The following is a 23452-nucleotide window of genomic DNA, read 5'->3' as shown; positions in this document are numbered from 1 at the left end:
TGCGCCGGCCGCCGTTTCGGCCCGGCGCGCGCCCCGCCGCTCTACAGGTCCAGCCCCTTCGGCGGTGCCTGCGGGCCCGGTCCGCGGCCGGACAGCACCTCGCCGTACGCCTGCATCAGGTCCGGCAGCCGGAGGGTGGCGAGGTCGTCGCGGGTCGGGGTGCCCAGCCAGGTGGACAGCCGCAGATCGCGGTAGGCGCAGCTCTTCTCGTAGAGGGTGCGCAGAAAGCGGCCGTTGCCCAGCTCGTCGATCCAGCCCTGCTCGACGACATGGCCGTTGATGCTGCACAGCTCGTCGCGGGCCTCCTCGTCCCAGCGGTCGCCGTTCTCCGCGGCCAGCACCTCGCCGATCCTGGTCAGTTCCAGCGGCCGGTAGCTGGGGAAGTCGACGCGGCTGGTGAACCGGGACGACAGGCCGGGGTTGGCGGCCAGCAGCCGGTCCATGCCCTCGGGGTAGCCGGCGAGGATGACCACCAGCCGGTCGCGGTTGTCCTCGGCGCGCTTGAGCAGTACCTGAAGCGCCTCGTCGCCGTACGCGTCGCCCTTGCTGTAGCCGGAGTTGGACAGGCTGTACGCCTCGTCGACGAAGAGCACGCCGCCCAGCGCCGAGTCGATCAGCTCGTTGGCCTTGACCGCGGTCTGGCCCAGGAACTCGCCGACCAGATCGGCCCGTTGGGCCTCCACGAGATGGTCGCCGCCGAGCAGCCCCAGCGCGTAGAAGACCCGGCCCAGTATCCGGGCCACGGTCGTCTTGCCGGTGCCCGAGGGACCGGAGAAGACGAAGTGCCGCTTCGGGGGCGCCACCGGCAGTCCCTGGCTCGCCCGCAGCCGCGCCATCCGCAACTGCGCCGACAGCGCCCGCACCTGCCGCTTGACCGGCTCCATGCCGACCATCCGCTCCAGCTCGGCCAGCGCCCGCTCCAGCAGGACCGGGTCGGCGGGTCCGGCGGGCAGCCGCTCCGCGCCGCGCCGCCCCGGCACCGCGGACTTGGCCCGGGCCGCGGTCTCGCCCCCGGTCAGCCCGCCGGCCCGCTGGCCCTCCGGCCCGTCCGCCTCGCCGGCCACCAGCAGCTCACGGCCGTCGACCGGATCGAGCGGGGCCAGCGGATCGAGGTCGCCGGCAGCCTCCTGGGCCGGGCCCGAGGCGGAGACCGCCGCGAGATCGGCGCCCTCGTCCAGCCCGTCCGCCTCCGCTATGGCGGCCAGCCGTGCCGCGGTGTCCATGAACGTGGGGTCGACCCGGTGCACCGCTCGGTAGAGGGGGAGCGCGGCGGCGCTGCGGCCGGTGCCCTCATGGGCGCGGGCGAGCCAGTAGCGCAGCTCCTTGCGCTGCGGCTGCTCGCTGCGGCAGCGCATCAGCGCCGCGGACAGCAGCGGTTCGGCCTGCCCGTACATCTCCAGCCGCACCCGCGCCATGCCGCCGAACAGCCCGGCCTCGATGCCCAGCACCGGATCGCCGAGCAGCGGCTCGGTGTGCCGTACGAGCTGGTCCCAGTCCTTGACGAGGTAGGCGCGGCAGGCGTGCAGAAAGCGGACCTGGGGGTCGGTGTCCACCGGCGGGCAGCCGGCCAGCGCCTGGTCCAGCTCGGCGACATGGCGGCCGTCGAGCCAGTGGGAGGCGTGCGCCAGCAGCAGGTCGCGGCCGGTCTCCAGCACCGGTTGGACCCACCAGCCCAGCCAGTACCAGGAGTTGAGGGTGCGTCGGTGGCGGGCGCGCTGTTCACCGAAGCGGTGGCGGTGCTGGTGCATCCGCAGCAGGGCCATGGAGGTGTCGGCGCGCAGCGCGTGCAGTCCGAGCCAGGCGTCGGCCATCGTCGGATCGAGCCGTACCGCGGCCCGGAACTCCTCCTCGGCCTGGGGGTAGGCGCCCACGGTGTAGGCGTCGACCGCGCGCAGCCAGGCGAGTTCGGCCGGGGCGGGCGAACCCTGAGTGCCGACATCCATCCCGTCCCCCCACAAAACGTCCCCCCGTGGTGTACCACCGGACGTGTGCCGGGCCGTGGGCCCAGGACCAGTCCGGCCCTGGCCGAACCGGCTTACGGTGGGCGGGAGTTGCCGTCACCGCGCAGCTCGGTGCGGATCCTGCGGTGGCACAGACTCGCATCGTACCTGCGCTGTCGGTGCAGGTCGTAGAGGGCCGCACGGGGCAGAAGTGGGGGCGCGGAAGGGGGCGCATCGGCGTGAAGGATGCGGTGACCCAGGGTGAGGGAGGCGCCGCGCCGCGACGGCGGCGGGATGTGGTTTTGCACAGGACGAAGCCCCCGATCACGGGGGAACAACCGGGGGCTTCGCGTTTGTGGGCGGTCCGTTGAACCGCACATTGAGAACGTAAGTCCTGTACGCCCCCCAGGTCAAGCCGAGTTGGCGCACTCGGCGGGTCCCGGTCGGCAATGTTCGGCGTGTCAGCCATGGTCGGCTACACAGGGTGAAATCCGGGCCCGGTCATGGCGTCCCGGACGGCCCCACGAGTAGCTCGTATCCCAACTGCCCCTGGTGCACCAGCAGATCGGCGTACGGGCGCGAAGCGTCCGCCGCGAAGTGCGCCCGCTCCGCCGGGATCCAGCCATCCCAGAACGCGGACAGCCCCGGGCCGTCGCGGAGTTGGCCCCTTTCCCATGAATGCTCGCTCGCCAGTTCCATCCACAGCAGGCACGCCAGATACGGCCGCAGCGTCCGCCGGCCGGCGCCCACGCCCTCCACCAGGACCACCGGAGCCGGTGGCAGCTCCCGTTCCTCGGTGAACTCCCGGTGCACCCAGTCGTAGACCCCGTAGTGCGCCGGCTCGCCCCGGGACAGCGGTGTCAGCAGCTGCTCGCGGAACCGGTCGCTCCAGGCGAACAGCTCGTCATGCGTCGCCAGGTCGTCGGTGTGCACCACCGGCGCCCCGCCCAGGGCCTCGGCCAGCCGGCCGGCGAAGGTGGTCTTGCCGGACCCGGCGTGCCCGTCCACCGCGATCAGCCGCACCGGCCCGCAGGACGGCGGGAGGGTGTGCAGCCGGGCGGCGAGCGAGGTCAGCGCGGGGTCCATGCCCTCAGCGTACGTCAGTGGTCCACACCAATATTCGTGCCGCGACGCGCGCCGGACCGGCTTCCGAAGGCCGTGCGGAACGGGAATAGTTGACCCCTGCTGACATGCACGTGCCCGAACGCCGCTCTGTACCGAACGCCGCCCATCGCTCGTACGCATCCGACTGGGGGACCTCACATGACCAGCTCCGCGCCCCGGCGCACCGTCCTGGCCGCCGCGCTCGCCGCCGCGGCGGGCGCCGCCGCCCCCTTGGCGCGGGCCGCCTTCGAGCCCGGCCCGGCGACCCCGACCGCCGCCACCACGCCCGGCACCGCTGCCCCGCACCGACCGAAGAGCCTCGTGGACTATCACTCCTGGACCACCGCAGCCGACTGGACCCAGGGCCGCATCGAGGGCACCATCGTCTGGCCCGGTCCCCGCCCCGGCGTCCGGATCGGCCATGCCGCCGGCACCGCCGACTACCACGATCCGCACACCGGCAAGGCCGCCACCTGGGAATACGCCACCTGGACCGGGCCGGTGCACCGCCTCACGGTCCCCGCGACCGAGGTCGTCGCCTCGTGGAACGCGCACACCCCGGCCGGGACGTGGATCGCCGTGGAACTGCGCGGCGCCTACAGCGACGGCGGCCACACGCCGTGGTACGTGATGGGCCGCTGGACGGCGGGCGACGGCGAGGCCGACATCCGGCGCACCTCCGTCGACGACCAGAAGGACGGCAAGAGCAGCATCTCCACCGACACCTTCGCCATCGACACCCCGTCGAGCGGTCTGCGGCTGGTCTCGTACCAGCTCCGGCTCACCCTCTACCGCAAGCCCGGCACCCCGCTCACCCCTACCGTCTGGCGGCTGGGCGCGATGGGCTCGGACATCCCCGACCGCTTCGACGTACCGGCGTCCAGGCCCGGCACCGTCGGCCGCGAGCTGTCCGTCCCGCGCTACTCGCAGGAGATCCACAAGGGCCAGTACCCCGAGTACGACAACGGGGGAGAGGCATGGTGCAGTCCCACCTCCTCGGAGATGATCATCGAGTACTGGGGCCGCAGGCCCACCCGCGAGCAGCTCGCCTGGGTCGACCCCGCCTACGCCGACCCCCAGGTCTGCCACGCCGCCCGCCACACCTTCGACTACCAGTACAAGGGCTGCGGCAACTGGCCCTTCAACGCCGCCTACGCCGCCACCTACCGCGACATGCAGTCCGTCGTCACCCGCCTGGCCTCCCTCAACGACATCGAGCGGCTGGTCCACGCGGGCATCCCGGTCATCACCTCCCAGTCCTTCCTGAAGACCGAACTCGACGGCGCCGGCTACGGCACCGCCGGCCACCTGATGACCGTCATCGGCTTCACCCAGCACGGCGACGTCATCGCCAACGACCCGGCGTCCCCGGACGACCCGGCCGTCCGCCGCGTCTACAAGCGGCGGCAGTTCGAGAACATCTGGCTGCGGACCAAGCGATACGACGCAAAAGGCCAGGTCAAGAGCGGTAGCGGAGGCGTGTGCTACCTCTACTTCCCGGCTAAGCCAGCACCAACTCAGCACCGGGTACTCGCGGAGCTGGGAATCCGCTGAGCATGTGCACCCCGAAGGTGGCCTCGATGACCTGACGGCAGCGGTCACTGCCGTCGAGGGTGAGGTGGCCGTACTGGTCCACCGTGATCTTGATGGAGCTGTGCCCCATCCAGCGCGACACCTCGTGGATGGGCACGCCGTTGCTCAGGGTCACGGTGGCCCACTTGCGACGGAGGTCGTGCGGGTTGTAGTCGCGAAGGCCGAGGCGTTTGAGGGCGCGGTCCCAGGATTTACGGAACAGGTCGGGGTAGATCATGCCTCCGGCCTGATTCCGAATGGGCAGCTTTTCGGCGAGCGGTTCCAGGGTGGCGGGCGCCGGTATATCGCGCCATTCGCCTTCTTTCCGATGCTTCAAGGGGGCGTAGAGGGCAACGTACTTACCTGAGGAGTTTTTGATCCGCACAACCTGTCGTCGGCAACGCAACATGCCTTCGGAGATGTCCTCTGGAAAGACTCCCAGCGACTCTCCGATACGCAATCCACAGCACGCCATGAGCCACACAGCAGGCTCCAGACGTGGACCGATCTCTTTGGCCAAGGCTGCAATCTCATCGAAGCGGGGAAGCGTCCTCTCATCCACTTGCATGCTGGGGTTGGCAGGCTTCTCGGCCTGCTTGACCGGATTCTCGCGGATCCTCTTGTGGCGAACCGCGTGAGAGAACATGCCCGACAGAGCAATGCGGCGCGAATCTATGGTGTTGGGCATCGCGCCCTGCCGGCGCCAGAGGGCGTACAGCTCCTCCACGTCAGCCGCAGTGACCTGGGAGATGGTTTTCTTCCCCAGCTGCGGGAGGACGTGAAGGCGCATGATGCGCTCGTAGGACTCCTCCGTGCCCGCCGCCATGGGCTTCAGAGCGAGCCAGTCAGCCGCATAGCGTCGCACCGACACCTTGCCAGCAGAAGGATCGACGTAGCTGTTCTCCCGCTTGTCGTTCTCCATCTTGGTAGCGAAATCCACCGCGTCCTTCTTGCGGTCGAATGACTTCTCACGCTGCCGAGCGCTACGCCCCCCGGGCTCCCGGTACCGTACGAGCCATCGCTTGCCGGGCGCACCAACACCTTTGTCCACTACCGTCGCCAAATCCGCGCCAATCCGTCCGAGCGTCACCGACGGGTCCTCCCGTCAGGGTGTGTTGTTGTAGCTCGGAATTCCGGCCGTGCCAAATGCAGACTCTCATTGATGATTTGGCTACGCGGCAACTCAGGAGGGATGATTGAGTTGCCCCGGTGCGCGATCTTCTGCAGTTCCCGCCCTTCCTGATCGGTCAGTCTGCGCACACGCACAGGCTCGGCCGCCCCACCTCCAGCGGTTGGAGCGGCCGTCGCTACTTATCCAACCGCTCCAACCGCCAACCCAGCGAACCTATGCGGTCACAACGGCCGTCTCTGATGGCTCTTGGAAGGTGTCGCGGAGCCAGTTGACGACGGCTGCAACGGCCAGGGTGGGTTGAAGCGGTAGCCACATTTGATCCCCCTACGGATGTCAAGCGTCAGTTGGTGGGGGTGGCACTGGGCTTCTGGGCGGGACGATCGTCTGGTAGATCTCTCGTGCGACGTAGCGTTTGCGGCAGCGGATGGCTTCGCGACGTCTCTTTCCCTCGCTGGTGCGCCGCTCCACGTAGTCACGGGCGCGGGTGTCCCAGCGGAGGCGGGCAGGACGATGGTGTAGAGAGCGGAGTCGGAGTTACCCGGCCGACTGAGCAGTGGAATGCCGCCTTCCATGACCCCCACCTTTCCGACCGTGGCTACGTCGACGTCTGGGCCGGCGGGGTCCACCCCAAGGTGCGGCTCGGCCAGGCGCACTCCTGTCCCGGTCCTGCTCGGCGCCCGCCTGGACGGAACCGAAGAGCTGATCGCGCTGGCCGAGCGCCTGCAAGAGTCCACCGACTCCTATTGATTTGGTGATGGCCTTTTCGTGAACGATCTGCCAGTGGTACCTCTAGTGGGTCCATCGTGGAAGGTGACGACGGCATTCAGGGGGAGACGTTGGATCCGAGGCAGACGCCGCAGGGGGCAGGGAGCCGGGCGGGTGACCCGCCGCTAATTCTCAACTACCCAACGGCGATGCAGTTTCCGGCTATGCCGTCGCCTGAGAAACTAGTCTTCACCTACGATCCTGACGAGTTCGAGAAGTTCGTCGAGGAGTGGGTGCCCGCGCTGGACAGCCTGTATGTACGGGTGGAACGCCAGGGAGGCGCTGGTGACCACGGCATCGACGTGGCTGCATTCCTCACCCGCCAGGGCTTGGAGGGCCCGTGGCACAACTACCAGTGCAAGCGCTACAAGGGAACGTTGGCGTGGAGCATCGCCGCGGGTGAGATTCGGAAGATGTTCGCGGGCGTGGTCACCGGCCAGTTCATCGTGCCGGAGCAGTACACCTTCGTCGCGCCGTCCATCGGACCCAGCCTGCAGCAGGCTCTGCAACGCCCGGACCGTACCCGCAAGGAGTTCGTGGAGTCGCTGCGCGGGACCACGGACAAGGTCATCACAGATCTAGATCCGTCGTTGAGACGCGAGGTCGAGGAGCTGGCGGCGGATACGTCGTTCGAGATCTTTCAGACCGTCAACATGAAGCAGATGCTTGCACAGCACAAGACTACCGACTTCTGGGTGAAGCGATTCCCGCCGGAGTCCCCTCCTCGCCCGCCGGTCATGGAACCGCCCGAGAAGCCGGAGCCGCGCGAGGCCCGCTACGTGCAGCAGCTCCTTGAGGTCTACGCCGAGCGCTGGCCCGGTGATGCCAGCACTGTTACCCAGGTTGCGCAGCATCGCACGGCTGGTCCGCACTTGCGCCACCAGCGTCAAGCGTTCTTCAGCGCCGAGTCTCTGCGCCGCTTCGGGGAGGAGGCCTACCCTGCGGGTCATTTCGAAGCCATCGTCAAGGACGTATACGACGCCGTGGTCGATGTAGCGAGGGATGACCACCCCACGGGGTGGAAACGCCTACAGGCCGTCACCTCGCAGGCGATCAGCGCCGGGCTGACGCAGACAATTTTCGCTCAGCACGTGAGGACTCTGGACCGCACCGGGGTATGTCATCACCTGGCTAACGAGGACGAGCTCACGTGGTGTGAGGGAGAAGGGACATGAAACCGCTGAACAGCCCGCTGGAGATCGGTGTGCGGGCACTGGTGCTGCTCTCGGAGAGCCATCCCGATGCACTGGACCTGGCCCAGCTCGCGCTCTTAGACCATGCCGTGTTGCATAGCGAAGAGTTCGACGGACCGCCCAGCCTGCACCCGGACCTGCCGGCTCGCTCGGGAGAGCTCGGTCTGAAGCGCACAGTCCTCGAACAGGCACTTCTGGTGCTCATCCGCGCCGGCCTGGCCGAACTCGAAGCTGACGGGACCGGCCTGGTCTATCGGGCCACGGAGCGCGGCCCGGCCTTCGTAGACATTCTTGAGGCCCCGTACGTCCTGCGGCTCCGCGAGCGCGCCGAGTGGGCCGTCCACCAATGGGCACCGGACACCGACGTACGCGGCACTACCCGGTCCCTGTTAGCGGCTCATCCTTCTTCCTGTGAGGGCCATCGTGGGTAGTCTCCAGTTGGTCCACCTCACTTACGCCGGCTCTGGCAAGCCATTAGCGCAAATCGTCTTCGGCCCCGAGCTGACTACCATCTACGGCGCCTCCGACACCGGGAAGACCTTCATCGTCAGGTCTGTCGAGTACATGCTCGGCGGCGCCAAGCTGACCATGATTCCGGAGGCCGAGGGGTACACCCAGCTCCTGCTCGGGCTGCTGCTGCCCGACGGCAGCCCGCTGACCCTCGTCCGGCGCCCCGGCACCAACTCCACGCACCTGCACTACGAGGACCTCCGCGACCTGGTTCACCGCCCGCCGGACACCACCGTGACCTCCGTGCATAACGCCCGCAGCAAGAACAGTCTCTCAGTCCACCTGATGCGCGCTATGGGTCTAGGCGAGGTCCGCATCCGCAAGAACGAAGCCGGCGGTACCCGCTCCTTGGCGCTGACCGATCTGGCACACCTGTCTGTGGTTACGGAGGACCGCATGATCGCCATGTCCTCCCCGGTCATACGCACCGGTGCCGCCAGCACCCGCACCGCAGAGACGTCGGTCATGCGATTCCTCCTGACCGGGGAAGGAGACCCTTCCGTCGACACCGGGCCCAACGCGGGACAGCGGCGTGTGAACAGGGGGCAGATCAACCTTTTAGACCAGCTCGTGATCGACTTGTACGCGAAGCTTGAGTCGGACGAATCTGAGCGCGACCTTAGGGACCGGCTGGCACGGGTCAAAACCGCGATCGATGCGCAGAGCACTGCACTGCGCTCGGCCGACGAGGCTCACCGCGAAGCGGTACGCGAGCGCATGACGCACGCACGCCAACTTGCCGGGCTGGACGAGCGGCTGGCCGAGGTCAGCGATCTGCTGGGACGTTTTAGGCTGCTGGAGGACCAGTACCGCTCCGATCTGGAGCGTTTGGTCATGGTCAACGAGGCCGGCAGCATCCTCGGCTACTTCCGCGTCGGAACCTGTGTCTTCTGTGGAGCGGATCCCGAGCATCAGCACCCCGGCCACAGTCAGCAGGAGTCCACTCAGCTCCACATCGCAGTGCAGGCGGAGGCCGCGAAGACGACTGCCCTGCTCACCGACCTCCTGCCGACTATCGCCGACCTTGCCCGCGAACAAGAAGAGACCTCCCGGACCTGGCGGGCCGTCAAGGGCGACCTGGAGGCGCTGGATGAACGCATTGGCGAAGCCGAGGGCCAGATCGCACCGCTCAGGGAAGGCCTTCAAGAACTGTTGGACGCACGATCTGCAATCGAGCGGGGGCTGGAACTGCATTCGCGGATCGCGGAACTTGAGGATAAGCGCTCTCGCCTCGACGGGGAGGGAGCGGTGCCGGCTACCCGGCCTGCGGAGTACATCGCCGCCAGGGTCGTTAACGACTTCGACTCAGTGCTCCAACGCACCCTGAGTAGCTGGGAAGTGCCGGCAGTCGACAACTCCGGGTACGACCAGTTCAACGCGGAAATCCGGGCAGGGGGTCGCCCGCGTGAGGGTCGTGGCAAGGGAGTGCGATCCGTACTGCATTCGGCCTTCACCACCTCTCTGGCTCGCTTCTGCATCGAACGAGACCTCCCCCATCTTGGCTTTGTGGTCCTGGACTCCCCCGTAGTCACCTACCGGCAGCCGGTGAAGAGCACCCCAGAGGACCCCGATCTACCCGACGTGCGCATCACATCCACCGTCGTGGACCGCTTTTACGAGGACATGCTCGCCTTCCCCGGCCAGGCTGTGATCATCGAGAACGGCGATCCGCCCCTCGGTGTCCTCTCCGAGGCCACCACCTACCATTTCACCGCCGCCGAGGGCCGCCCTGGTTTCCTCCCGTGAACGCCGTCGATTCCACGAGGGTCGGTTGGACCTCACGGCGCTCCAGGAGCGAACCCGGCGGTGTCGCCGGGGCGCGGCCGAGGCTTCTCATGCGGTGCCAGCCCACCCAGTGGTGTTTGACCTCTTGGAGGCCGGCGGGCAGGTGCTGTTCGCGGCCTCCGGCTCCGGACTGGCTGCTGGAGCTGGGGATCGGCGCAAGGTCGCTGCCTGCGGGGCAACAGACTGGGAATGGGCTCTCAGCGATGGGTCTCAAACAGGGAAATACGTTGCTGCAACATTCGTGGTCCGCAGTTCGTTGTCAGAGCAACTTTTGCGTGATCGGAATACATCACGGCTACACGCAAAGCTGCACGAGGGATGACCTACGAAGAGCTGTTGGCGCTGCCAGCCGCGTCGACGTCGACACAGCCAACAAGGCGCTGACGATTGGCCGCAGCATGGGATATGCCTTGGCAAAGCGCAGCGAGTACCCGGTCGCGGTCCTCAGGCTTGGGAACGCCTACCGCGTGGTGACAGCGGAGTTGCATCGGGTCCTCGGGATCCAGACGGAGGAGAGCGTCGCATCCTCCGTGTAGCTGGTACCTCGAGGAGCCGCTCGAACATGTCCTCGCCCTCGTCGTGCCACGGGTGGCGAGTGCGCGCAGGACGTCGGCGAGGTGGTCGCGGCCGGCGGCCAGCGGCTCACCGCCGTGAAGCTCCATGGTGAGCGGACGCCCCTGGAAGAGCTCGGAGAGCCGACGAGCTTGGCCGGCATCGATCCGTGCTCCTCCTGGGGCCTCCTTGCGTTTCTCATAGCAGTACAGGCAGTCGACGTCGCAGGTCTCATCGCGTAACTTCAAGATCACTGATACGGCACTGTCGGTATCCTCGGCGTCCAAGCCGCGGTACATCTGGGCGATCGGATCACGCTCGTGCTCTTCGGTGGTGCGGTGCATCGGCTGCCTCCCGGGTGCCGTGACCGGACGGGGATCAGTCGTACAGGCGTCCCAGGAGCGCGCCCTGGCCGGACTGGAGGATGTGGGCGGCCTCCAGCGGAATCCAGAAGCACTCGAAGTGCGTGGGTTCCTGCTCCCCGTCGTGGTCCTCCTGGCTCATCCACCGCTCTGGAGTGGGCTCGGTCAGCTCCAGGTGGAAGACGTGACGGCGCTGGAGTTCGAACCGGTAGGGGCTGATGTCGTACTCGGCCTCGCCGAGCTTCCGCACGATCTTGAAGTCCTTCAGACCAGTCTCTTCGCGGGCCTCCCGCAGCGCCGCCGCATCCGGCGTCTCGCCCTCATGGATGCTGCCGGCCGGGACCTGGATCCCGACCTCCTCGTAGTTGTATTCGGTGTGCCGGAACACCAGCAGCTTCCCGTCGCGCACGACGTAGCACAGCACCTTGTCCTTGGTGACCTTCTCGGGCACGGGAGCACCCCTCATTCATTCATCGGAACCGGGCACCCACCCGGCGGTGCCCTGGGCCAGGGCAGGGCGTGAAAGGGCGTGCACCCCTGGTGGCGCTCGGCCGACGCCGGCCAAGCGACCCTTGAGTCTAGGCCGGGCGATCAGGCGTCACGACGGCGCGAAAAATCGTGTAAATGGTCTGCGGGATCGGTGAGATGGGGCGGCGCCGGTGTGTGCATCCACGGCGGGTCGGCATCGCCCCTTCTCGCCGGCGCCGACAGCGGTGCGGCACCGGATTCGACGCACAATTCGCCCTGACTCCAGCCGTCACGAATTCCGAGTGGCGTAGTAGGCCCGCAAGGCGGCTTCGCTGCCGGAGCCCATGGCAGTCGCGATCCGCTGAAATTGGGACGAGCGCAGGTCGCCAGCGATGATGATGCGGGGATGCTGGTCAGAGGGTGGGCAGTAGCCTGCGGTGTCACGGACGAGATCGCCTGGAGGGGCGATCGGAGCGCTGCCGATACTGAGGAACGCGACGTCGGCCTCGACAGTGCTCCGCTCTCCGTCCCGGCCGAGCGCCTCAGCCGTGATCACAGGCCCTTCTGGCGTGCGTAGGAGCAGGTGATCGATACGCAGGAGGGTCACGCGAGGGTCGTCGCGGATCTCCTCGACCTTGTATTCATCGCTTGCGGGGTACGCCACGAGCAGGCGGGTGTTGGTGTCCGGATAGGCCCGCAAGAACGTCCCGATCGGGCGATCGCCACCGAGGACGAGCAGCGTGCGGCCCTCGGCATGGTGCGGTTCGGCCTGCCACAGAGGCGGCAGGGTGAGGTTCGGCGGTGCGGTTATCCAATCAGCATCGCGGGGCTGGAGTGCTCCCACGCCGGTGGCCAGGACTGCGTGTGGGGCGGTCAGACGGGCACCCGTCTCCAGGGTGACGGCGACGTGGTCGTCGAACGCGCGTAGCTCGGTGGCACGGTGGCCGAGTTCGATGCGGCAGCGGTCGGTGCTGTTCAGGTCCGCTGAGATGGAGTGGGCAAGTTCGGGGCCGTTGGTGTAGCCGCCGAGGACATTGTTCAGAGCCGTGATGCGGTAGAGGTTTCGGCAGAGGCCATCCGGTTCGATGAGCACTGAGCGCATGCCCACGCTCGCGGCCATGTGAGCAGCAGCGCAGCCAGCCGGGCCCCCTCCGATAACGATCAAGTCGGTATCACTGGTACGAGATGGTGTGGAAGCCATGGGGCTATTCCAGCACCACGGCACTACAAGGTGCTGAGAGTTCTCTCATCACGTCGGCGCTGGTGGTCAGCTGTCGTGGTCCGATAAGTCGGCGTGCCACAAGCAAGCCTGCCTCGTGCACTTCCGGTCCGGCGTCGCTTGCGCAGGCGTCGGTGACAATCTTGGGCGCGTAGCCGTGCTCGAAGGCGTCCGCGGCGGACTTCAGGACGCAACTTTCGGTGGCTACGCCGCAGAACAGCAGGTCGGTCCAGCCTGCTTTCCGGACCAGTTCGGTGGCTTCCGGCGTGAACAGCGTGTAGCCGGCCTTGTCGATGGTCGCGTACGCGCCGGCGGCTTGGCCGGCAAGCTCCTGGACGATGTCGGTTTCAGGGGGCCCCTGCAGTCGGCTCCACTGGAAGAACCGTTCGTACGGGCTTCCGGGGTGGTTGAAATAGCGGGTGAAGATGACCGGCCTGCCTGCGTCGGCCCAGCGGGTCACCAGGTCTTGGACGGCGGGGACGACATGGTGGCTGTGGTGGTTCACGAAGCCGTTCTGCAGGTCGATCACGACCAGCGCTGCTCTACTGGGGTCCATACGTGGTCCCTGCCTTCTCAGTTGGCGCTTTCGCGCAGCGCGTCCTGTGCGGCGCGGAGTCGTTCGGTCAGGCCGCTGGTGTTGATGATGGCCTCGCGCATGAGGCAGTGCTGCGCGGTCTCCTGGGCGCGTGCCGTGCTGAGCCGGGAGTAGGCGGCTCGAAGGAAGCGCCAGCCGTAGCTTTCGGGCATGGATGGATCCTGCCCCTCCTCGACCAGTTGCTGAACCTGGTGAGTGAAACACCACAGTGCCTGGACGGTCAGTTCACAGTCGACCAGTTCATCGACGGTGAGGCTGCGTTCCTGTGAAATCGACGCGTAGGAGACTCCGGACCAGCCCGCGTATCCGGTGGAGACTCCGCGTACGCCGAAGGAGACGATATCGGGGTGATCAAAGCCCGTGGCCAGGAGCGCCTTTTCCACCGAGCCTTCCAAGGGCGCGGGGCCGTCTGGCGCCCCACGGTCGACAAGCACCGATGGTGTGGACAGCAGGCGCAGAGCGGTGTCGTACTCGTTGCCGGTCCATGGGCTGGAGGCCAGCCAGTAGAGGGAGAGGACGTACTGCGGGCTCGGCCCGAGGGGGTGATTCGCGTCCAGCAGTTCGCGGATCGTCGCCCTCGCCCACGTGAGATCGGAGGCGTAAGAGCGGTAACGCCACACTGCCAGTTCGGTAAGGGTGGCCGGTTCCCGGGGCTGGACCAGGTGGAACACGGCGACACCGCAGGCGAAGACGTGGAGGGTGCACATCGGTGCTTCCGGGTGCTCCACGCGGGTCGAAGATGACTCCATCCAGCCGGCTGCTGCATCCTGCGTCATGTGGGCGCGTAGCCGCTGTGCGTGGTCGATGCCGATGAAAACAGGTAGGAACTTGTGGGAGTCGACCTGAATCCCTGCAGTGCCTGACGGGCTCTGGGCATGCCCGCCGAGGGCTTCCGCGAACCGTGACTTCTCCTCGTCCGAGGCGCGTGCGAGGACGGTATCGAGAACGGCCTGCGAGGCCGAGCGCGGGAAGTAGAGCTCTCCGCCGGCCTCCCACTTCGAGACGCCGCGGTGACTGACTCCTAGGTATTCGGCGAAGTCACGGATGCTCATGCGCTTGGCTTCACGAAGCAACCGGGCCTCTCGCCCGGACCATCGCTGCACCATGACCACTGCCAGTCCCCCTGTCCGTTGTCCGAGTGTCAGCGCCGAACGCGCAGGCTGGCGAGAGGTGTTCGGCGTTGGTACGGCGTTGGTGCAGCAGTTGTGCATCCCGCTCCCGGTCCAGCGTGCTCCATGCTGGAGCGCCAGGCGGAGAGCAACACCCCTCCCAGGAGTCCACCCGTTCAGGGGGGCCGCTGGCCAAGTAACACTACTCAAAGGAGTAATTGGCATGGCAGAGATCGTCAAGCGGAACGCCCGGGCAATCCTCCTCGACGGTGATGAGCTGGTCCTGATCAAGCGCACCAAGCCGGGCAAGGAACCGTACTGGGTGTCGGTTGGCGGCGGGGTCGAGGAGGAAGACCCGACCATCGAGGACGCCCTGCACCGCGAGGTGTTCGAGGAACTCGGCGGCAAGTTGGACCGCGCCGAACTCGTCCACCTGATTACCGACGACCTTGCGGACGGTGGCATCGGCGTCCAGCACATCTTCGCGGCCCGCCTGGCATCCATGAACCTTTCTGCTCGAACGGGGACGGAGTTCTCCAAGCCGGAACGTGGCGAATACGAGGTCGTCCGGGTGCCGTTCACCGCCGAGGCGGTTCGCGGACTGAAGCTGATGCCGCCGGAGCTGTCCGAGTTCATCTCCGCCAACACCGAGGCGATCACCTCTGTCCTCGACACTCCGATCCGCAAGGTGTGAGCGCCGATGCAGAGCGTGCCGAACTTCGTCAGCCTCAACGGGCCTGACAACGTCGGTAAGACGACGCAGTTGCGGCGCTTGGCCGACTTCTGGAGCGGTTTCCAACCGCTGGGCGCGGTCCACGAACACGACCCGGAGCCGTGGGCCAAGGTGGCCGCTAACGACTACGCCACGTGGTGGTTCGAGACGTCCACGACGATGGAGCTGACCACGATGCTGCTGGCCGGCCATGCCATGCGGGCCGCTGCTCGCGAAACCGGCCGGACGGGTCTGCTTGACCGGGGCCTTCCCATGCTCCTGGCCGTGGCTGCCGCAACCTGTGTGGTCAAGGACCGTCTGACGGTACGGGAGGCATTGGGTACCGTGGCCGGCATTGCCCGGGCACGGTCCACCCCGGTGGAAACCTCCGTTCTTCTCCTGCCGGCGCGTGATCCCGACCGCAGCTATGCGATCACCAGTGCCCGTGAAGGCCGTTCCTGGACCGGGATCTATCCCGCCTATCAAATGGCGCTGCACTCGGTACTGCTCCGCCAAGCAGACAACGGCGTGTACTCGGCGGTCGTGGACTGCCAGGACCGCTCCACAGACGACGTCTATGCCGAGGTGCTCGGCTGCGTCAGCGCCCACCTGCCAGTTACCTCTTTGGAGGACGGGAGCCCCCGATGACCCAGAACTCCCCACCCCTGGTCCTTCCGCCGGGGCTTTCCCGAGCCACCGCCACGCTGTCGGAGAAGGACTGGCGGCGTCTCGACGATGCGGTGACACGACTCCACACCGTCAACGCGAACCTGTGGAACGCCGAGGACCGGGTGCGCGACGCGCGCCTGACCGCCGTCCAGGTCGCCGACTGCAAGCGGGAAATCGACCAGCTCAACGCCGAGCGCAACGCTCTGGCCGAACGGGCAGACGAAGTCCTCGGGACGTTGGCGGACGAAGGCCGCGCTGATGCGCCGCTGCACACCGAGACGCTCGCCTCCGTCGTGGACCGGCTGTCGGTGCTGACCCTGCGGATATGGCACAACGAACGCATCTCGGCGCGCGATGAACTTGCTCGGCGCCGCGTCCCTGCGCTCCTCCAGCAGCGCGAGGAGATGTCCGCCGCTCTCGACACACTCGTCGCCGACGTCATATGTGGTCGCAAGCGCCTTCCCGCGCCGGCCCGCTACAAGCTCTACGGATGCGACGACTTCGAGGTACCCGACATCAAGCCCAGCCGTCACCTTGGCAGCGTCATCGCCTTCGGCGGTTTGAGCGAGTGCGGCAAAAGCACCAGCGCTGAGTTCGTCCGGCAGACCTGTGGAGCCCAGCGCTTGAAGATCGGCTTTCTCCTTCGCCAGGCGGCCCATCGTCAGGGCCTCGCGGACCCCTACGCACTGTCCGCGCGACGCCAGGCCGAGATGCTCCTGGGTGAGCTGAACCGCTTCGCGGACGCGCACGTGGACACACGACTGTTCACGATCGAGTCCGTCCACGACAACGCTTCGATCACCGAGCTCAAGCAGCTCATGGGCGACAAGCTGCAGATCGTCTACCTGGACGCCGCGTTCGCCGTGCGGGTAGCGCGATCCGGAATGCCGGCCCAGGCCGTCGCTGCCAAGGACGAGATCAAGATGAGCCGCGGCGCACACCAGGTCGCCGCCGTGGCCGACCACGTGATGGACAACTCCGGCAGCGTCGCCGCTCTGCGCGCCCGACTCCTGCGGATAGCTGCTCCCGCGGGCCCAGGCGCACTTCGCATCGCCACCGCGTACGGCCTGGGTCTGTCCGCGCCGGTGGCGGCGGCCACGTCCGACTTCGTCGACGCCCTTCGCGCCAACGGCCCGGCCGTGCAGCTGGTGGCCTTGACGGGAAGCCCCGGCGAGGGAACCTGGATCGCCGGCTGGTCGGACTTGGACCTGCTGGTGGTCGCCGAACACGACGTCACCGACAGGATCACCGAAGCCCTGGAACGCTACCGGGCTGCGCTGGGCGATGCGGCTGCTCTCGGGCTCACTCTCGTCACACCCGGCGAGCTGACCGCGCGGCGGCTCACGCCGCGCCTGGCCTTTTCGCTGTACCAGCTTCAGCAAGGACAGCCCGTTCTTCACTACGCACCTGATCTGGAGCTTCCGTCCATCACGCAGGACGAACTCGCTCTGGCCGCTGTCCGCGAACTCCCTCAGGTGATGCTCACCATGCGGCGGCTGCGCACCGACGCCTGCCCCGAGACGCTGCGGCAGCTGTACAAGCACCTTGTGCTGGCCTGCCGTCTCCTCCTTCGCGAGCACAATCAGTGGGAGAACGGTCCCGACCGCATCCTCACCGCTGCCTCCCGGCTGCCCGAGCTGCCTGGCCTCTCTGTACCGCCCCTGGCGGAGGTATCCGCCGCCTGGCGCGAGGGCCGCAGCGAGCAGGCCCTGGGGGCTGTCATCCCGGCAGTCGACCAGCTTCTGACCTGGTACGCCGTGCAGCTCGCGGCCTGACGAGCCACTGCCTGCCAGTTTCGTCCACCTTCCACCTCGCCCACAGGGAATTTGCCGTGCCCGAAACTCTGGCCGCACCGCCTTTCACTGCCCGCATCGTCGAACGACTGGGTGTCAGTCCGACCAGCCGACGCGAACGCGTCATCCACTCCTTGGACGGCCTCGAAGCTCCCGTCACCCCCCAAAACCTCGCCACCACTGGCGCCTGCCTGTGGCAGCGCGTCCAGCACCACGTCGCCGAAGAACTCGGCCCCGTGGACTTCCTTCTCGGCCTGGACGCCGGTGGCATCCTGCCCACCGTCTCCTTGGCCGCCGCCGCACAGCTCCCCTACAAGATCGCCTGGAAGCTGCACCTCCCGCTCGACGGCGCGGTCCGTTTCAGCGAACCCCACGCGATGCGTACCGACGTCTTTGCCTACGGCATCACACCGGGGCAGCGGATCATCCTTGTGGACGACGAGGTCACCACCGGCAGGACACTGGCCAACCTCACCCAGGCCCTCCGAGAGGCGGGAGCCATTCCACTGGCTGCAACCTGCCTCGTGGAGGACACCACGCGCGGGGCCCGCCGCCTGCTCAACGAGGATCTCGGCCTCCCGCTGATCGCCCTCACCACGATCGAGGCAGAAGCGTGAAGGTCCTCTCCGCTGGGATCCATTTCCACCCTGGCTCTCCCAGCATCCCCACCACTGCCGTCCACACCACGCCCCTCGGATACGACCGCGACGACCTCCCGGTCGGTGCACCCCTTCCCCTCCCCGCCTCGGTCGAACTCACCGACCGCCTCAGCCAGTGCGGTGACATCGAGGTGGCCTTCCACGGGAAGCTCGGCGATACCCTCCTCGCCCTCTCTGCCGTCCGCGCCCTGACCGAATGGATCGGCCTGCACTCCGATCCACCCACAGTCCGGGCAACCGGCCCGCACGCCGAACTGATCTCTCGCTGCGGCCTGGTCACTCAGAACCCGGCCACCCCGCCCCACGGCCATCGTGTTGTCATCGGCGACCGGCTGGGAATCGAGGCCCGTCAGGCGGAGGCTGCGACGGCCCTGGTCTGCGATCCCGCCGCGCCACCTTGCTGGTCATCGGGCGGACGGGCGCACCCGGACCTGCCCGCACGCCACTACCTGGCACTGGAACGCCGCCTCGGCGTCCGATTACCCGGCAGTGCTCCCTTCTCCCCAACGCTCACCTACCGGTCAAGCGGCCTGGTGGAACAACTGCGGACCGCAGGCTGGCTCAGCGGGCTGACCATCGCCGCCATCACCGCTACCAGCTGGCCCGAGCGCAAGGACTACACGGTGCAACGCTTCATCGAGGTAGCCGAACGCATCGCCCACGCGCGGGGAACACCCACTCAGCTGCTGCTCATCGGCGGCCAGAACGGTGGTATTCACGCCGCCGCTGAAAGCCCCGCCCACTGCGTCCAGGTCCTGCGTCTTGACGGGGTGTCTGCCGTTCACCTTGCCGATTTGTTCCCACACTGCGACCTGGTCGTCGGCAACGACACTGGTCTCACCCACCTCGCCGGACTGGCGCGCAGATCAGACGGCGCCGGCCCGCCAGTCATCGGGCTCTATGCCCGGCACAGTCACAGCAAATGGCGCACCGGCCAGCCCCACCACCACGCCGTCGCCACCGCCCTCTCCGACCGCATGCACCAGGGCGACCTGTGCCCCGTACGCGACGGCCTCTCCGCGAATGCGGACAGGCACATGGAGGCCATCACACCCGCCTCGCTCGCCCAGCTCTGTTCCGACCTACTCGATGGGAGCAGGTGATGACCGGACCAACGCACCTGAGGATCGGCCCGCTGCGCCGTTTCACCCGCAACCTGCTTCTCCCCGTCGACTTCTTCGACCAGCACCTGCTCGTGAAGTACACCCGTAACCCGTCCGAAGCCCGCGACGAGATCCGCGGCCACGCCCGCCTTGGCCAGCACTACCGCGTACCCGCTCTCCGCGCCCGCCTACGGGTGCCGGGCGGATACGTGCTCACGTACGAACGGCTCCCCATCGGTCCTGACCGCGGACTCCTGCTCGACCTCCTCAATGCGCACGAACCCAGCAGCGAACTCCATGCCTACATGCGCCAGCTCACCGCTGCCTACCGCGACGCCATCCTCACCACCGCGCAGCGCGCCGACCAAGCCCAGGTCGTGCGCAAGCTGTACTGGGATCGCGCCGCGCCGGGGGGCCGTCTTGACGCCTACTACCGCGGACGGGACTTCCCCGTCGCCGCCGGCATCGTCGACGTCCCGGTCTCCCGCCTCGGCACGTACGTGTTGAACATCAACGGCCAGCGGCTCCACCTCGACTGGGCCGCCACGCTCCGTCGGCTTCACGACCACTTCGCCGAGCCTGAACCTGTCTGGGCGGCTCTCACCCAGGGGGATCCGACCGACGTCAACCTCGCCCACCCCCTGGCCTGGCTCGACTATGACACCGCCGGCCTCAACAGCATCCCGGGCGAGTTCGCGAACTTCTTGTGGTACGCCTCCGCCCTCGGTGGCTGGCTGGTCCCCACCTACAACCCGGCCGCCTTCGCCGACCACCGAGCCACTTTCGATCACATCGTGGCCAACACCCCTCAGCTCCTGCGAGCCACCGTCGACCGCACCACGAACACGGTCCACATCGACTACGCGTGGCGCCTCTCAGCACCGCGGCGAACTGCCATCAACGCCTACTGGGAGCGCCTGGTGCTGCCAGTTGCCGAACGGCTTTGGGCCGGCACGAACCTGGCCGACCTGCTCCGCCCCTACGTCGCCATGCGGATCCTCGCCGTCTACAACCTGGCCGAGTTGGCCCCCGAAGACCGGCTCGTGCTCCTGGCCCGGCTGGCAGAGGCCATGAGCCCCTCCTTCGACCCCGTCGCCTACTTCTCCCCGCTGGAGTCCCCATGCCCGGCCCTTTGAACGGGCGCACGGCCCTCGTCACGGGAGCCACCGGCGGCATCGGCACCGCCATCGCCCAACGTCTCTCCGCTCAGGGCGCCGCCGTCATCGTGGCCCACCATGGCGACCAGCCAGCCGCCACCCACATCGTCGAACGAATGGCTCGAAGGGGAGGCACCGTCCTTCCCCTGGAAGCCGACCTCCGTGATCCCGAAGCCGTCCGATGGCTCTGCCGACAGGCCAGCGAACAGCTTGGGACGATCGATGTCCTCGTCAGCAACGCCGGCGCCTACCCCCGCATACCGTGGGCGGAGACGACCCCCAACAGCTGGCAGAACGCGCTGGACACCAACCTCACCAGCCACTACCTCCTCGCCCACGAGCTGACACCCGGCATGACCGCCGGTGGGTGGGGACGAATCGTCACGATCGGCTCTGTCCTTGCTGCAGCAGGCCGCCGTGACCTGAGCGGCTACATCAGCGCCAAGGCCGGCCTCGAAGGGCTCACCCGCGCCCTCGCCCGCGAACTCGGCGCCTCCGGCATCACCGCCAACTGCGTGGCGCCCGGTTCCATCCGCGTTGCTGCCGAGGACTCCGTCGTCCCCGACCCGGCCGCCATGACCGCACGGCAGCTGGCCCGTCAGTGCATCCCACGCAGGGGCCGTCCAGAGGACGTTGCCGCAGCCGTCGCCTTCCTCGCCACCGACGACGCAGGCTTTATCACCGGCCAGACCCTTCGCATCGACGGGGGCTGGATCCTTGGCTGACATCTGGCTCATGCGCCACGGCGCCTACGAAGGCCATCGCCCCGGACACCACGCCCCGTACAACGCAGCGCTGACCGAGGAAGGACACGAGCAGGTACGACACGCCCTGCCTCTGCCGGACAACATCACCGGCATCGTCACCAGCCCCGTCCCCCGAGCCCGCCAAACTGCCGACCTCGTCGCACGCCTCACCGGACTGCCGATCGTCGACACGTCCAGGCTGCTGGCGGAGTGGCGTGCCCCGAGCAGCGTCCTCGGTCGCACCTCCGATGCCTGCCCACCCGACTACCAGTCGTGGCGAAACCGCCGACTCACCGAACCGTCGCTCCGTTTCGAGGACGCGGAGAGCCTTGCCGAACTCCACACCCGTGCAGCTCGCTGCGCCTGCTTCCTACGGCGCACTGCGCACCTCCACGGTTCCCTCCTTGCCGTGTCCCACAAGCTGATCCTCGGCGTGCTCACCCACCTCCGCGAAGGCCCCACCGCCTTCGGCACTGCGGCTGTCGCCCCCTGGAACTTCGCCGAAATCCGCCGCTTCATCAGCGCGAATATGTGATGTGCCATGCCTTCGACCACGTTCTCGTCAAGTTCCTCGGCCACTGGAAGCAGCACCACCTATCCGTGGTGGCATCAACTCGACGAGTGGCCCCATCCGAAGCCACTTCCCGATCGAGATTGGGCAACGCTTTCCCTCCGTCCTTCGACAGGGCTGGCAGCCTTGGAAGCGCTGGTCCCAGCCGGCGCGGCCGTCGGTCCGGTGCTTCTGTGCCAGTGGCACCGGTGGCTCCACGTACCAGTGGAGCCGGAGGCCAGGGGGAGTTTTTTGGGCGAGCGCCTGGGGGTGAAGGGGCGAGAGCTGTCCTGCCCGTACGACGACCAGCGCATTCACCGTGGTGGATGCCGACCTTTCCGGCTTTGGCTCCTCCCGCAAGATCCCCACGTTGTCACCGACTTCTGGACCCTTGCCGCGCAGCTGGATGCGCTGCGCGCTTCAAGGCCGCGCCCTGTAGCCGCAGCTGCCTGACCGGCCTCGGACTCGCTCCGCCCCCGTCCGCTCCGGCGCGAACGCGGACCACCTGTTCGAACCGCCTTTCCGAGAAAGTCCTCATGAGCCGTCACCTCACGATCGGCACGTACCTCACGTTGGAGCACGATCACGACGTGCTCCGCCGACTGCGTGCTCCCGATACCGCGCAAGCCCATATTTGGCATGCACCGACCAAGTGCTCTCCTGCGGAGGCGGGGTGGGCATCGTGACCAAGATTCCTCCTCCCTCGCAGCGGTCGACGATTCCTGGCTGCGTGCTCGATTGGGCTTCGTGCGTGCTCGGCGCGGTCACGGGTGTGCTGGACGCCTCACGGGGCCGCACGAACTCCAAGGTGTGGGAGCTGACCTGTGCGGACGGCACGCGGTTTTTCCTGAAGATTGCGTCGACGAAAGCCTCCTACGACCGCGAAGTCCACGCTTACAGATTCGCGGTACCGGCTCTCGGTCCCGGTCGCGCTCCACGGCTCCAGGCGGCTAATCCCGGTGAGCTGGCGATGCTCCTGACCGCAGTGCCCGGCGAGACGGTGGCACCGGCCGTGCTCGATATGAACGACCTCATCCGGGTGCACCGCCAAGCGGGCTACCTGCTGCGTGAGCTTCATGACATGCTGGTCGCCCCCCGGGCGGCGGTGGATGTGCTGGCAGAGGTGCGTGCACGGACGGCATCCGCGGGCCAGGGCGTAGCTGCGGCCGGTGCCCTCCTCTCGCATGCCGAGCAGGAGATGGTGCTTCGCCTGGTCAGGGAGCTGCCCCAGCTGGAGGCGTGCCCTACGGCATTCGTCCATGGTGACGCGCGGGAACTCAACTTCTTGTGGGATGGGCCCAGCGGGTGCGCTGCTCTGCTCGATTTCGGGCAGGCGCGGCCTGCGGTGGCCGTCGACGATTTCGTGCATCTGGCTGTCGGCCCGTGGATGCAATCTCCGCGGCTTCGGCGAATGTTCTTCAGCGGATATGGGCGTGAGCTGACGGGGCCGGAGCGAAAGGTGCTGCCGGCCCTGGCCGCGGTGGATGCTGTCGACGGCCTGCTCCAGGGCGTCCGTTGTCGTGAGCCCGATGTCGCCGAACGTGCCCGCACCACCTTGAAGTTGCTGGTGGACGGAGTGCGCTGGTGAGCATGACTAGCGCAGCCTCCCGTCGCACCCCCGACCCGCGCCAGCTCTGGCAGCCCCCGCAGCGCCCTGCGGCATCCGCGATCACGCTTCCCCGACCCAGCCAGGGCGGATGGGTAGCCGCTTGTGGTCGCCGGAGTGTGCTGGTGGTCTGTTTGGCCTGGCAGATGAA

21 protein-coding genes and 1 pseudogene are annotated in these 23452 nt (G+C 67.5%); 14 read left to right on the top strand and 8 right to left on the bottom strand.

Annotated elements, in window-relative coordinates; all coding sequences use genetic code 11:
* Positions 1-41 precede the first annotated feature (41 nt).
* Positions 42-1943 (bottom strand): AAA family ATPase, encoded by a 1902-nt coding sequence (locus IEZ17_RS18410; protein ID WP_189301458.1) that lies wholly within the window; start codon positions 1941-1943, stop codon positions 42-44.
* 498 nt (positions 1944-2441) lie between these two features.
* Entirely contained in the window at positions 2442-3026 is a 585-nt protein-coding gene (locus IEZ17_RS18405; protein ID WP_189301456.1) for a uridine kinase family protein, read from the bottom strand.
* A gap of 177 nt (positions 3027-3203) precedes the next feature.
* On the opposite strand from IEZ17_RS18405, the gene IEZ17_RS18400 reads away from it, so the two are divergent.
* The gene (locus IEZ17_RS18400; protein ID WP_189301454.1) at positions 3204-4598 is read left to right on the top strand and encodes a C39 family peptidase; all 1395 of its coding nucleotides are present in this window, start codon (positions 3204-3206) and stop codon (positions 4596-4598) included.
* Here IEZ17_RS18400 and IEZ17_RS18395 read toward each other — a convergent pair.
* Positions 4546-5706, bottom strand: a complete 1161-nt coding sequence (locus tag IEZ17_RS18395) for a tyrosine-type recombinase/integrase (RefSeq protein WP_189301453.1) — start codon at positions 5704-5706, stop codon at positions 4546-4548. The genes IEZ17_RS18400 and IEZ17_RS18395 overlap by 53 nt on opposite strands.
* A gap of 575 nt (positions 5707-6281) precedes the next feature.
* Here IEZ17_RS18395 and IEZ17_RS18390 point away from each other — a divergent pair.
* The 4 genes and pseudogenes from IEZ17_RS18390 to IEZ17_RS18375 form a co-directional block, all read left to right on the top strand.
* A pseudogene (locus IEZ17_RS18390) lies at positions 6282-6492 on the top strand (IS256 family transposase); the annotation flags it as partial.
* Positions 6493-6551: 59 nt separating this feature from the next.
* Positions 6552-7688 carry an ABC-three component system protein gene (locus tag IEZ17_RS18385; protein WP_229852375.1) on the top strand — a complete coding sequence of 379 codons (1137 nt, stop codon included), beginning with the start codon at positions 6552-6554 and terminating at the stop codon, positions 7686-7688.
* Entirely contained in the window at positions 7685-8137 is a 453-nt protein-coding gene (locus tag IEZ17_RS18380; protein WP_189301449.1) for an ABC-three component system middle component 2, read from the top strand. Before IEZ17_RS18385 ends, IEZ17_RS18380 begins: the two co-directional genes overlap by 4 nt.
* The gene (locus tag IEZ17_RS18375; protein ID WP_229852374.1) at positions 8118-9962 is read left to right on the top strand and encodes a coiled-coil domain-containing protein; all 1845 of its coding nucleotides are present in this window, start codon (positions 8118-8120) and stop codon (positions 9960-9962) included. The genes IEZ17_RS18380 and IEZ17_RS18375 overlap by 20 nt, the downstream gene beginning before the upstream one ends.
* 362 nt (positions 9963-10324) lie before the next feature.
* Here IEZ17_RS18375 and IEZ17_RS44475 read toward each other — a convergent pair whose 3' ends face one another.
* From IEZ17_RS44475 to IEZ17_RS18350, 5 genes are all read right to left on the bottom strand, one after another.
* On the bottom strand, positions 10325-10897 hold the full coding sequence (locus tag IEZ17_RS44475) for a 4Fe-4S cluster-binding domain-containing protein (protein WP_189301447.1): 573 nt from the start codon (positions 10895-10897) through the stop codon (positions 10325-10327).
* 34 nt (positions 10898-10931) lie between these two features.
* The gene (locus IEZ17_RS18365) at positions 10932-11366 is read right to left on the bottom strand and encodes an NUDIX hydrolase (protein ID WP_189301445.1); all 435 of its coding nucleotides are present in this window, start codon (positions 11364-11366) and stop codon (positions 10932-10934) included.
* 306 nt (positions 11367-11672) lie between these two features.
* Positions 11673-12584, bottom strand: coding sequence for an FAD-dependent oxidoreductase (locus IEZ17_RS18360; RefSeq protein WP_189301443.1), 912 nt, complete (start codon positions 12582-12584; stop codon positions 11673-11675).
* A gap of 4 nt (positions 12585-12588) precedes the next feature.
* A complete protein-coding gene (locus IEZ17_RS18355; RefSeq protein WP_373299861.1) occupies positions 12589-13131 on the bottom strand; it encodes a cysteine hydrolase family protein in 543 nt (180 codons plus the stop codon).
* 44 nt (positions 13132-13175) lie between these two features.
* Positions 13176-14303: a helix-turn-helix domain-containing protein gene (locus IEZ17_RS18350; protein ID WP_189301641.1), complete on the bottom strand. Its 1128-nt coding sequence runs from the start codon at positions 14301-14303 to the stop codon at positions 13176-13178.
* A 226-nt stretch (positions 14304-14529) separates the two neighbouring features.
* On the opposite strand from IEZ17_RS18350, the gene IEZ17_RS18345 reads away from it, so the two are divergent.
* The 9 genes from IEZ17_RS18345 to IEZ17_RS18305 all read left to right on the top strand — a co-directional run bounded on the left by IEZ17_RS18345 (position 14530) and on the right by IEZ17_RS18305 (position 23283).
* The gene (locus IEZ17_RS18345; RefSeq protein WP_189301440.1) at positions 14530-15000 is read left to right on the top strand and encodes an NUDIX hydrolase; all 471 of its coding nucleotides are present in this window, start codon (positions 14530-14532) and stop codon (positions 14998-15000) included.
* Positions 15001-15006: 6 nt separating this feature from the next.
* On the top strand, positions 15007-15666 hold the full coding sequence (locus IEZ17_RS18340; protein ID WP_189301438.1) for a hypothetical protein: 660 nt from the start codon (positions 15007-15009) through the stop codon (positions 15664-15666).
* Positions 15663-17462: a DUF4254 domain-containing protein gene (locus IEZ17_RS18335; protein ID WP_189301436.1), complete on the top strand. Its 1800-nt coding sequence runs from the start codon at positions 15663-15665 to the stop codon at positions 17460-17462. The genes IEZ17_RS18340 and IEZ17_RS18335 overlap by 4 nt, the downstream gene beginning before the upstream one ends.
* Positions 17463-17518: 56 nt before the next feature.
* Positions 17519-18097 (top strand): phosphoribosyltransferase, encoded by a 579-nt coding sequence (locus IEZ17_RS18330; RefSeq protein WP_189301435.1) that lies wholly within the window; start codon positions 17519-17521, stop codon positions 18095-18097.
* Positions 18094-19242: a glycosyltransferase family 9 protein gene (locus IEZ17_RS18325; RefSeq protein ID WP_189301433.1), complete on the top strand. Its 1149-nt coding sequence runs from the start codon at positions 18094-18096 to the stop codon at positions 19240-19242. Before IEZ17_RS18330 ends, IEZ17_RS18325 begins: the two co-directional genes overlap by 4 nt.
* Entirely contained in the window at positions 19242-20378 is a 1137-nt protein-coding gene (locus IEZ17_RS18320; protein ID WP_189301431.1) for a hypothetical protein, read from the top strand. The genes IEZ17_RS18325 and IEZ17_RS18320 overlap by 1 nt, the downstream gene beginning before the upstream one ends.
* A complete protein-coding gene (locus IEZ17_RS18315) occupies positions 20363-21124 on the top strand; it encodes an SDR family NAD(P)-dependent oxidoreductase (RefSeq protein WP_189301430.1) in 762 nt (253 codons plus the stop codon). The genes IEZ17_RS18320 and IEZ17_RS18315 overlap by 16 nt, the downstream gene beginning before the upstream one ends.
* Positions 21117-21680, top strand: a complete 564-nt coding sequence (locus IEZ17_RS18310; protein WP_189301428.1) for a histidine phosphatase family protein — start codon at positions 21117-21119, stop codon at positions 21678-21680. Before IEZ17_RS18315 ends, IEZ17_RS18310 begins: the two co-directional genes overlap by 8 nt.
* A 697-nt stretch (positions 21681-22377) precedes the next feature.
* On the top strand, positions 22378-23283 hold the full coding sequence (locus IEZ17_RS18305; RefSeq protein WP_194505903.1) for an aminoglycoside phosphotransferase family protein: 906 nt from the start codon (positions 22378-22380) through the stop codon (positions 23281-23283).
* Positions 23284-23452: the final 169 nt, after the last annotated feature.

Origin of the sequence: Streptomyces albospinus (assembly GCF_014648695.1) — a bacterium.
Taxonomy (GTDB): domain Bacteria; phylum Actinomycetota; class Actinomycetes; order Streptomycetales; family Streptomycetaceae; genus Streptomyces; species Streptomyces albospinus.
The sequence above is the reverse complement of the archived record's forward strand: the minus strand, read 5'-3'. Positions and strand labels throughout refer to the sequence as shown.